General features: G+C 41.9%; 9 protein-coding genes. All 9 read right to left on the bottom strand.

The annotated features are described in order from the left end of the window. Window positions 1-4: 4 nt before the first annotated feature. The gene (gene kduI, locus B5473_RS14810) at window positions 5-835 is read right to left on the bottom strand and encodes a 5-dehydro-4-deoxy-D-glucuronate isomerase (RefSeq protein WP_079526485.1); all 831 of its coding nucleotides are present in this window, start codon (window positions 833-835) and stop codon (window positions 5-7) included. A 229-nt stretch (window positions 836-1,064) separates the two neighbouring features. After that, window positions 1,065-2,600: a response regulator gene (locus B5473_RS14805; protein WP_079526483.1), complete on the bottom strand. Its 1,536-nt coding sequence runs from the start codon at window positions 2,598-2,600 to the stop codon at window positions 1,065-1,067. Further along, window positions 2,593-4,335, bottom strand: a complete 1,743-nt coding sequence (locus tag B5473_RS14800; RefSeq protein ID WP_254865337.1) for a sensor histidine kinase — start codon at window positions 4,333-4,335, stop codon at window positions 2,593-2,595. The genes B5473_RS14805 and B5473_RS14800 overlap by 8 nt, the downstream gene beginning before the upstream one ends. 259 nt (window positions 4,336-4,594) lie before the next feature. Then, on the bottom strand, window positions 4,595-5,701 hold the full coding sequence (locus tag B5473_RS14795) for a glycoside hydrolase family 88/105 protein (RefSeq protein ID WP_079526479.1): 1,107 nt from the start codon (window positions 5,699-5,701) through the stop codon (window positions 4,595-4,597). A gap of 83 nt (window positions 5,702-5,784) precedes the next feature. Further along, the gene (locus B5473_RS14790; protein WP_079526477.1) at window positions 5,785-7,122 is read right to left on the bottom strand and encodes an ABC transporter substrate-binding protein; all 1,338 of its coding nucleotides are present in this window, start codon (window positions 7,120-7,122) and stop codon (window positions 5,785-5,787) included. A gap of 31 nt (window positions 7,123-7,153) precedes the next feature. Further along, on the bottom strand, window positions 7,154-7,990 hold the full coding sequence (locus B5473_RS14785; RefSeq protein ID WP_079526475.1) for a carbohydrate ABC transporter permease: 837 nt from the start codon (window positions 7,988-7,990) through the stop codon (window positions 7,154-7,156). 6 nt (window positions 7,991-7,996) lie between these two features. Beyond that, entirely contained in the window at window positions 7,997-8,938 is a 942-nt protein-coding gene (locus B5473_RS14780) for a carbohydrate ABC transporter permease (protein WP_079526473.1), read from the bottom strand. Window positions 8,939-9,072: 134 nt separating this feature from the next. After that, window positions 9,073-10,413, bottom strand: a complete 1,341-nt coding sequence (locus tag B5473_RS14775) for an ABC transporter substrate-binding protein (RefSeq protein WP_254865336.1) — start codon at window positions 10,411-10,413, stop codon at window positions 9,073-9,075. A gap of 22 nt (window positions 10,414-10,435) precedes the next feature. After that, a complete protein-coding gene (locus tag B5473_RS14770; protein WP_079526471.1) occupies window positions 10,436-11,785 on the bottom strand; it encodes a glycoside hydrolase family 28 protein in 1,350 nt (449 codons plus the stop codon). Between the last annotated feature and the right edge of the window lie 60 nt (window positions 11,786-11,845).

Here is an 11,845-nt window from a genome sequence, read left to right as displayed (position 1 = left end):
TCGCTTAGCGTAAATCTTCCATTTTTACATGGTCCATGTCGTCATACGTAATGTTTTCTCCGCACATTCCCCAAATGAATGTATAGTTGCTTGTCGCTGTACCTGTATGAATCGACCAGCTTGGCGAAATCACAGCCTGTTCATTTTTCAGAATAAGATGACGTGTTTCGTCCGGTTGCCCCATAAAGTGGAAAACACGAGTATCAGCTTCCATATCAAAATACAAATACACTTCCATGCGACGTTCATGCGTATGAGCAGGCATTGTATTCCACACACTGCCCGGTGACAGCATCGTCAAGCCCATCTGCAACTGGCAGCTTTCACAAACATTCGGATGAATATATTGATAGATTTTTCGTTCATTCAATGTTCCCGGTGTACCTGCTTCTAACGGTTTAATATTGTTAATATCAATTTTCACCGTCGGGTATGTATGGTGTGCCGGTGTTGAATTGATATAAAATTTCGCCGGATTTGCCGCATCTTTTGAACGGAACAGCACTTGCTTCGTACCGCGGCTTACATATAATCCATCACGGCGCTGCATGTCGTATTCAATACCATCCAATACAACAACCCCGTCACCGCCAATATTGATGATGCCTAGTTCTCGGCGCTCTAAGAAGTAACTTACGCCTAATTCTTTATCCAGTTCAATCGTCAGTTCCGTATCCGCAGGTGTTACCCCGCCAAAAATCATACGGTCCACATGTGTGTATGTTAAATGTACCTTTCCAAGTTCAAATAGTGTTTCCACTAAAAAATGCTCACGTAATTCGTCCGTATTGTAACGTTTAATCTCTTCAGGGTGATTGGCATAACGTGTTTCCATTTTGCTACCTCCTCCGGTTAATGAACAGTTTTAATCATCTAGGTCTGTTTTTCTTAACCTCTGCTATTGTTTTCTGAATATTGTTACAACCCGATTATAAAAAACGATGTAAGGGTTTACAATGTTACGTAACGATGTCCTTAAAATATCAAACGCTTTTCTTAAATATTTGTACACATATGCACGGCGTTCAATCTGAAATACAAAAAAGCTAGCGGCATCTATACCGCTAGCTGACATTCGGATTCAGTTTCTTTTTAAATTCGGCCGGGGTATGGCCAGTGTATTTCTTAAAACAAATACTGAAATATTGCGGGTTACTGTACCCTACCTGCTCACTGATTTCATATGTTTTCAAACTTTCTTCTCGCAGCAGCTCCATCGCTTTTTTCATGCGCAATTCCAGTAAGTAGTCCCCAAAATTAAACCCTTTTTCGAGTTTAAACAGATTGCTTAAATACGGTGCACTTACATGAATCATTTTGGCCAGTTTCTGCAATGTTAATGTGCTGTCCGAATAATATTCATTCATATAGTGAATTGCGAGATCAACATGGCTTTTAAACTTGCTTTCCTCTTTTTGATAGAGAATTTCCGACCATTGTTGAATAAGTTCCCGAATAATTTGTATCATATCGTGCAGTGAATTCATTTCCATTACTGCCTTATATACATCAGCCGAATGGGTCGATGTTTCGTTTTTACTCCAGCGGTCGATTTCAAATGATAACAGTGTTGCATATTTTAGTGTCATCACTTTCAGATCCGCGAGCGATAACGATTGATAATCGATGATGGCGTCATGAAACTCTTCAAGCAGCTCCTCCACCTTTTCCGGAACTCCTTGCTTAATCTGTGCAATCAGTTTCACATCAATCGCTCTTAAATTTTCCGCTGTCTGCTCACCATTCGTCACTTTATCGTCAATTGAAAACAATTTGCCTGTCCCCATAATATAGCGCAAATCCAACGCCATTTTCGCCTCGATGAACGAACGGCCAATCTCGAACAAATTCGTATATGGACGCCCATATGCCAGCGTTACATCCGGCAGCTGTTCAAGCAAGAATGTTGCCAGGTCTACTGCCTCTTCTGCTTCATCATGTCCGATCAGCAGTACCCATTCATTGTCCTCGACCGACAGCAGATGAAATTTCTCTACATCAAGCTTTGTTGAAGCAAGCTGAACAATCTGCTCCTCAAGCAAATGTCCTTCGCATCCATCATGCACAACAATTGCCGAATAGCATGTCCCGTCTAAGTGTACATCCAAATCTGAAAGCGCTTTTTCGATATCGGTCTCTGTATCACCATCTGCCATGAGCTGTTTAAAGAATTTCTGTTGCCGTATTGCACGCGATTCCACGAGCAACTGTTCATTCGAAAACGTTTCGGACCATTCAGCGAGTGCTTCCTTCACCTTTTCCAGCAGCAGTTCCGAATCGACCGGTTTCAGTAAGTAATCGAATGCCTTTAACTGTACAGCCTGCTGCGCGTAACTAAAATCCTCATAACCGGTTAAAAAGATAAATTTTGTCTGTGGGCAGATTTCTTTTAGTTGTCGCGCCATATCGAGCCCATTCAAAAAAGGCATATTAATATCTGAAATGACGAGATGTGGCTGCTGTTGTGCAATTAGTTCAAGTGCCATTTCCCCGTCACTTGCTTCTCCTACAACTTCTATCCCGTTTTCTCCCCATGGAATCGTCTGGCAAATGCCTCGACGAATAATGCGGTCATCCTCTACTACGATTATTTTATACATCCTTTGTCAAGCCCCCTGTTGTCACCGGAATAGTAATAATCATCGATGTTCCTTCACCATATTTGCTTCGGATTGTGAGTCCGTAAGCTTCCCCGTACTGCATTTTAATCCGGTCATTGACAGACTTTATGCCAATTCCGATATATTGCTTCTGCTCTTGATAATTCAGCTGCAGCTCCGCATGAATCGCTTCAAGCCGCTCCTCCGAAATTCCTGTTCCGTTATCCGAAACTTCCAAATAAACATAGTTTGCGTCACGGTACCCTTTAATAACAATCTTGCCTTGTCCGCGCTTTTGTTTTACGCCATGATAGATCGCATTTTCAATTATCGGCTGCAACGAAAGTTTAACAATTTCATTTTCCAAAATGCTGTCTTCCACATCGATTTCATACGTGAAATCATCCCCATAGCGCATCTCCTGGATGATTAAATAGTTTTCGATATGCTCGATTTCTTCTTTGACCGAGATAATTTCTTTCCCTTTACTAATCCCGATACGGAAAAAATTCGATAACGCCGTGACCATCTGGCTCGCTTCTTTTGTCATGCCCATGTCACAAAGCCCTTTAATCGAGTAAAGCGTATTATAGAGGAAATGCGGATTGATCTGCGCATGCATAATCGCAAATTCCAGCTGGCGTTTTTCTTCCTGCTCCAAAATCACCTGGTCCATCAACACGTTAATCCGGTCGATCAGTTCGATAAAGCCGCGGTTTAACACTCGCATCTCTTTTGGTCCTGAAATTTTTTCTTCCAGATAAAGATGATTTTCATTTACGAGATCCATCTGTTTCGCCAATTTCTGAAACGGTTTTGACATATAGGAAATAAAAATATTCGTTACAAATACGACAAGACCAATCATGATGATAATTAAAAACACGGCGAATATTTTTATATACTCCACTTTGTTCAGCAGATCATCTTCAGGAACAATTGCTGCGATTTTCCAGCCATTGGACTCAAGCGTATCGTAAATGACAATCATTTCCTCATTGTCTTCATTTGTATATGTAATTTGATCTTTTGGAGTTGATAACTGATGCAGTTTCTGAAATGTCTCATCATCAAGCGTATATTTTGATTCAAGTTCCTTCGACTGGTATATTCCGTCTTCTGAAATGAGCGCCAAATAACCATTCTCCCCGATGAGTGATCGACTCAGCACCTTTCCGAAAAATTCCTCCCGAATATTAAAGAGTACAATGCCTCTTTTCTCGAGATCATTCAGTTCCAAAAGCTTGTACATCGACATCACCGCATTTCCGGTATGGAACGCTACGTCTTCATGTACATTTTTCCATTTAAAATTTTCACTATCTGCCCGGTAATTCACGAAAAAGTCATCATAATCAATAACAGGTTTCCTCGTAAATTCGCTTTGATAAATCAAAAATTCCCCTTCGTTCAGATCAATCGTAGCCGACTCCAAAATTGTACTGTAACGCCCGTAAATAATTTGCAGATTTTTATCGATCGGAATATAATCTTCCGGTACGATTTGCTCCTGCTCCTTCATCAATAAGTTGACGAGCCGTGTATCATAGGATATGGATACTAGCTGCGAAAACAGATCCGAAAGGGTATGGTCTAAATAGTTCTTTGTCTGATAAATCGTATCGTTCATACTTTGATACGTATTCTCTTCAATTTGGGCCGTTGCGATATATGTCGACACACCGCCGGTTACTAAAATACAAATAATCACAATCGGCAAAAACAACATATTCATCGTTGTTTTAAATGAATGAAAAATATATTTATACAAAAATGTCCTCAGTCGTTCCAGATGCCACACCTACCAAACATTCCATTCTCATATAAGAATAAGATATTTCAAACATAAAGCACATACAAATAGAATAAAGTAGTAGAATCCATATTTTCTTTATATTCCAATTATTCTAACATAACATGTAAGCACTTTACATTTATTTTTTCAAAGGCAAGAAAAAAGTACCCTTGATTCGGGTACCTTTTCTTTACTATTATTATTTTGCCGTAATATCATGCAACGCCATGCTTGCTAAAATGAATGCGCCCATACCGTGTAAATCGTTTTCTGAAGTCGGACGGTCCACATAATAATCGTATACCCCTGCTGATGTGCCGATGCAGATGCCTTTTAGATTAGCCACATCCTCCTTCACATCCACCATATGTTCGATTAACCCATCATAAGCTTTATTAACTACTGTTTGGTACGAATCATCAACTAACCCCAGTTTAATCGCTTTTGCAATGAAGTAAATAAACAGGGACGAGCATGAAGACTCCAGCCAGTTATCGGTACGATCGCCCTTATCCACGATTTGATACCATAATCCCGATTTCTCATCCTGGAACTTAGTAATGGCAGGCACTAGATCTTTCAATGACTGGACGATTTCTTCCTGACCGCGTGCACCGTTGATCAGTTCCAATATATCGACGAGTGCCGTCCCGTACCACCCGACTGAACGCCCCCAAAATTCCGGTGAACAGCCTGTTTCCGGGTCTGCCCATGGTTGTGCTTTTTTCTCATCCCATGCGTGGAACAGTAAGCCCGTTTTCTCATCTTTCATATTTGAACGCATCAGTTTTTCCTGACGTACAACATTCAGCACAAGCTCTTCTTCGACAAAATGGTTATTGTACATAAGCATAAACGGACCTGCCATAAACAACCCGTCCAGCCACATTTGGTAAGGATATTTATCTTTATGCCAGAAGCCGCCCTCTGTCGTCTGGTTTATCGAATACAGCAGATGTCGGAGTTTTTTCGCTGCAACTAAATAACGACGGTCCTTCGTCTGTTCATATAATGGGAACAGTAAAATGCCGGCCTGCACAGAATCCAGCTCATCCCGCGCAAAGTATAAGTTACCTTCTTCGTCGATCAGGCTGTCGATATAGCCTTTTATATAGTCAAAGTACTGCTGATCACCTGTCACTTCCCATACGCGAAGCATGCCGTATAAAAATACCCCCTGATGATAGTGGAAAGAATTCGCCGGTGGCAGCTGATCCGGTGTATAAGTATCCATAATTGCCTTGCATGCTTTTTCCGCCAGTGCAAGCGGTGTATTAACCGTAATATTTTCGGATGTCGTTCTCATTTGTGCCATCTCCTTTAGCTTTTTCGCCATCTATATTTCCAAAAAACAAAGGGTGTGGTTGAAAGACCGCACCCTTTTTTGTATTATTTGCCGAAGTGCTCTGAGTATTTAGCTTGCGCAGCTTCCATCGCACCCGCCCACTCATCTAAAAATTCCTGTGGTGACGCTTTACCACTCATAACCGATTGTATTCCGGAATCGACCGTACCATCCAGGATTGAACGGTATTCTGGTAAATAGAATGGCGGCTTATAAAGAACTGTGTTCGGATCATCATACACTTCAAATGCTGTTTGAATATGAGGTGAATTTTGAATCCAGTCTTCTTTTAACACGTCACTGTTCGTCGGAATCTGACCAACTTGCTCATTCCAGAAACTTTGACTTGCAGCCGAGTTCAGGAATTCAGCAAATTTCCATGCTTCATCCGGATTGTCTGTTCCGTTGAAAATTGAAATACCGATTGTATTTCCGCCTTCTGCCACGTAGTTGCCGTTTTCCGATTTAGGCAGTGGGATTGCCTGGAACTGATTTTCTTCCAATGCTTCTTTGTGCTCGCCGAATGAACCGATGTTGTGCTGTACCATTGCCACTACACCTGTATCAAAGCCAGCGATCATTTCTTTATAGCCGTTTGTAATATCGCTTTTCGGTGTGTATTCTTCATATAACGATAAATACTTTTCAATAAACTCGACATTTTTCTGATCATTGATCGTTGCTTTGCCGTCTTCCGTTAAATAATCTTCAAACCCGTTGTACGCATACATCATACGCTGAATTTGGAATGAACCGCCTGCACCGCCACGGATAGTGTAGCCATAGCGATTATTCGCTTTATCCGTCATTGCTTCTGCAGCCGCATAAAACTCATCCCAAGTCTCAGGAATTTTTACTCCTTTTTCTTCAAACCAGTCTTTACGTACCCAAAGGATATCCAGGTTTTGAGTATAAGGAATTCCATACAGCTTTTTATCCGCTACGATATCCTTATTGAAATTCAGTGCCCCTTCATTGATCAGACCGTTCAGCTCCGAATCTGCAAAGTAATCATCCAATGGAAGTAATGCTTCACGAATTGAGAATTCAGGTAACCAGCTCGTTTGGACAGATGCCAAGTCCGGTGTATCGTCCGCTGCAATGGCTGCATCCATTTTTGATTTTGCCGAGTCTTTCGGTAATCCGACATACTCCACATCAATCTTCGGATTTTCCTCTTCAAAACGGGAGATTAACTCCTCCCAAATCGGTGTACGCTGTGGTCCGGCATTTTCATCCCAGAACGTAATTTTTACCGGCTTTCCGTTTTCTGCAGACACCTCTTTTTTACCCGCCGACTCATCATCCCCGCAAGCGGCCAATAATAGTGCTGTTGCAATCGTACTTACTGCAATCGATTTTCTGAACTTGCTTTTGAACATCAACCTTCACCCCTTATGAATTCATGTACAATTAACCTTTTACTGCTCCACCCATACCATTGACTAAATGCTTTTGTGCATATGCAAATAAAATTACTGCCGGAATTAAGGCAATGACACTGCCTGCTGCCAACGCACCATAGTTGACATTGAATTCGCCCATCATCGTACTCAGACCGACCGGCAAGGTGAACCGGTCCTGACGATTCGTGAGCATTAAGGCAATTAAAAACTCATTCCATGTATAAATGAATGTGAATACCCCTGTTGCGACAATACCAGGAAGAAGCAACGGGAACACGACGTGACGGATGGACTGAAGCTTCGTACAACCATCAATCATTGCCGCTTCCTCCAACTCTTTCGGAACGTTTGCGATGAACCCGCTCATCAATATGGTCGTAAACGGAATCTCAATTGCCGTATACGTAATAATTAAAGCGAGTGGACTGCTGATCAGACCTAAATTTTTGAAAATGATAAACAACGGAATAATCATCATTGATCTCGGAATAAATTGCGTACATAACAGCATTAGCATAAAGGCACGTTTTCCCTTGAACTGATAACGGGCCAATGCATAGCCGGATAATGTTGAACAGATCAATACGACAATCACTGTGCTGACGCCGACGATCAAACTGTTTTTCATGAATGTGGCAAACCCGACATTATTCCACGCCATTACGAAGTTTTCCACTGTCGGATTAAGCGGCGCATATTCAAGCGGACGATTCATAATATCTCCCTCAGGCTTGAACGCCGTATTGATCGTCCAGTAGAGCGGGAAAAGGGTAAAACTTAACAACATTCCGAGCGGAACATAAAGTGTCAGCAACTTATCTATTTTTTTATTTTTAGAAAACATACGTTATCACTCCTTTTCATAGCGAGATAATTTCAGATAAAGCGCTGCGAAAACTAATAGAATACCAAACGAAATGACTGTAAGCGCTGAGCCATATCCAAAGTTACTGCCATGAACAGCTAATTCTGCAATATACATCGTCAATGTCGTTGTTGAATGTGCAGGACCGCCGCCTGTTAAGTTGAAGATCAGGTCAACGTTATTAAACTCCCAAACAACTCGCAGCAGTGTCGTTAAAATAATTGTGTTTTTCAACTGCGGCAACGTTACGAACAGGAATGATTTCCAGCGACTTGCCCCATCTACCCGCGCTGCTTCATACAATTCTTGCGGAATACTTTGCAAACCTGCCAAAAGCGTAATCGCAAAGAATGGAATCCCTCTCCAAAGTTCGGCAATGACTACTGCACCAAATGCTGTAGATGTACTTGCCAAAAAGGCTTGCGGTGAATCGATAATACCTAAACGCATTAGGATATCATTCAAAACACCCATATGTTCGTTGTACATTAGTGACCAGATAACAGAAGCCAGTACACCTGAAATCGCCCATGGAATGAAGGCAACGGCACGTATAATCCCTCTAAATTTAAACGTTTGGTTCAGCAACAGTGCCAAAATCAAACCAAATACCAATTGAAGCCCCACTTCTGTTACAACCCACTTCAAACTGTTGAGTAAGCTCGGGAAGAACAGCTTATCACTGGTAAAAATATTCACGAAGTTATCGAGCCCTGCGAAACTATTATAGTAAGGTGCCGAAATATCGTAGTTTTGGAAGCTATAATAAAATACCATTCCAATCGGGTAGAAAAGGAAACTTACAACCATAAGTACGGCCGGCGTAATGAATAGATAAGGAACCAACTTCGCCTTATTAAATTTACGGACTTTTTCGCTTTTCTTTTTTTCCAATACTGGTTCATTTACTTCTGGGGAATAACTCATTAAATTTCCTCCCTTCTTACACATTATTCTAATTGAAAACGCTTTCCCGAAATATTCAAAATATTAAGATGTTAGATAAAAATTTTAAGAATCTTCACATTTAGATGTCATAAAAAAAGCGCCGAGCAAGTTTTTCACTTGCTCAGCGCTTCTGGTTTGGGCATGATATTTTCATATTGTGCATATTCATTTTCAATGGCTTCACTCCACTCTCCCAGGAACTGCTCAATCGTCTTCGTCCCGCTCAGCACTTCCTGTAGCCCCGGTTCAACAATCGTATACCGGATGGCGTTGTACCCAATTAAATAAAAAGGCGGTTCGTACATTTTTGTTTGCGGATCTTCATAAACAGAAAGCGCTGTTTGCAAATGCGGGGAATTTAGCACCCAATCTTCCTGCAGCACTTCCTGATGTGTCGGCAATTGTCCGACCCGTTTGTTCCAATGGCTTTGTCCCTTTTGCGACGCGATAAAGGAAATAAATGTCCACGCCTCTTTTGGATGTTTCGTACCCTCGAACATCACCATGTCCATCGTGTTGCCTGCCTCGACAGTGTAGTGACCATCGACTGACTTCGGCAATGGCAATGACTCGAACTGATCCGAAGACAGCACTTTTTGATGTTCTGCATAAGAGCCGATATTATGCTGGATTAAACCAACAGCCCCATGCTCAAAATCATCAAGCATTCCTTTATAATCCTTCACAATATCATTTCTGGATGTATGCAAATCATAGAGCGACAAATATTTTTTCAGAAACTCCACATGGCGCGGATCATCAATCGTACTTTCACCATTTTCGATATACGTCGAAATCCCGGAATATGCATACATCATCCGCTGCAGCTGCAGTGACGACCCTTCCCCTCCGCGAATGCTGTAGCCGTATTGTTGCAGCTCTTTATCCGTAAAGGTTTCAACGGTATGAAAAAAGTCATCCCAAGTTTCAATCGTTTCCAGACCATAGTCGGCGAGCCAATCTGTGCGAACCCAAAGAACATCCATATTTCGTGTGTAAGGCAATCCATACAATTTTTGATCCTGTGTTAAATGTCGATTGTAATTAATGACAGACTCCGCAATTTTGTCTCCTTCCGCCCAATTTCCAAAATAAGAATCGAGTGGCACCAATGCTTCACGGTATGTATATTCCGGTAACCAGCTTGTATAAATACTTCCTACATCCGGCAATGACTGCATCGCGAGTGCCGAATTGAATTTCGTTTTCGCAATATCCTTCACGAAGCCTTTGTACTCAATATGAATATGTGGATACTCCTCTTCAAAAGCGGCGATCATTTCTTCCCAAATAGCATTTCTTAACGGACCGGCATCATCAAACCAAAAAGTTAATGTCACATCTTTTGGCGTGCCATCCACTTTTTTTGCTTCCTCACTTGAACAACCCGCCAGCAAAAACAGTAAAAAAATGGGGAAGACATATAACAAATAGGTTTTTCTTAAGCTGCTCAATGTAATTCCCCCTTAACGCCAGCTAGCTTATAACATTCGTCATTTGGACGAGTACTTCATCCTTTGCCGTCTCTTTTGAATGACAATGTTCCATTATGATGTTTTTACTATTCATTATTTCAAATGCCGGCCCTTTCTGTTGCTGGACCGTTACATGCTCAAACAACACATCTTCTGCATTGGAACAGAAAAAACCACGCTGTTTCATCGGTTCCAGATCCATCATCATTGCCGGCAGATCCGGTTCTGCACCCGACTTCATTGCAACACGGATATGGCTGAATGTTATATCCTCAACCGGCATTTCAGGTAAACCGTATAAGAAACCCGCTGCTGCCGTTACGTTTGTTGCAGTAATATTTGAAAAATGAATATGCCTGAACTTCGGTGTCAGCGCTGTCACAGGCTGTGCACTTTTATCCGAAACATAAGGCTCCAAACCTCGTGGACCGTGATAATAGTATAAGTTTAGTATAAACGGACAAATGACATTATTCATCACAATATTGCTTACACGGATATTTTCAATCGTACCTCCCCGCCCGCGCCGTGATTTAAAGCGAATGCCACGGTCTGTTCCTTCAAAAATACAGTTTGATACGACGACATTTCGAATGTCCCCGCTCATCTCACTTCCAAAGACAACCCCGCCGTGACCGTGCAGCATCGTACAGTTCGTGATCGTAATATTTTCACAAGGAATTGCACGCTCCGCATCCTCGGTACCCGCTTTTATCGCAATACAGTCATCCCCGACATCTATCGAACAATCGGAAATTTTCACATTGCGGCATGATTCAGGATTTATGCCGTCCGTATTCGGGGAATTCGCCGGATTAATGATCGTAACTGCCAAAATCGTCACATTATCACAATCATTCGGATGGATGGTCCAGCTCGGAGAATCGATCATTTTCACCTGCTCGATATGCACACGCTCACATTGGTCAAAGCTCACTAAATTAGGGCGTGGATATGCAAGAGAATCCTCTTTAAACAGCTTCCACCAGTAGGCCCCCTGTCCATTCAATGTGCCAAAACCGGTAATTGCAATGTTTTCCGCATGACAGGCATAAATACAGGACATAAATACATCACGACTCGCCCCTTCCCAGCGTGAAGAAATAACTGGATAATCCGCTCGATCATTTGAAAACAAAAGCTCGGAACCTGCCTCCAAATGCAGATGCATATTACTTTTCAATTCAATCGCACCAGTAACAAACACTCCGGCAGGCACATAAATCGTTCCGCCCCCGCCTTGTGAACAAGCATCTATCGCACGCTTAATCGCCGATGTATTATTGGCCCATCCATCACCAACTGCTCCAAACTGTTCAATATTATAAACCGCCGTACTTTGCTGCTGCATCGTATCCCATCCTTTGTATTCCAATCTTGTTGAGATTAGCATATAAAATCTTACTAATTG

The sequence above is a fragment of the Solibacillus isronensis genome (assembly GCF_900168685.1).
Taxonomy (GTDB): Bacteria; Bacillota; Bacilli; order Bacillales_A; family Planococcaceae; genus Solibacillus; species Solibacillus isronensis_A.
Note: the sequence above shows the minus strand (reverse complement) of the source record. Positions and strands in the feature narration are given on the sequence as shown.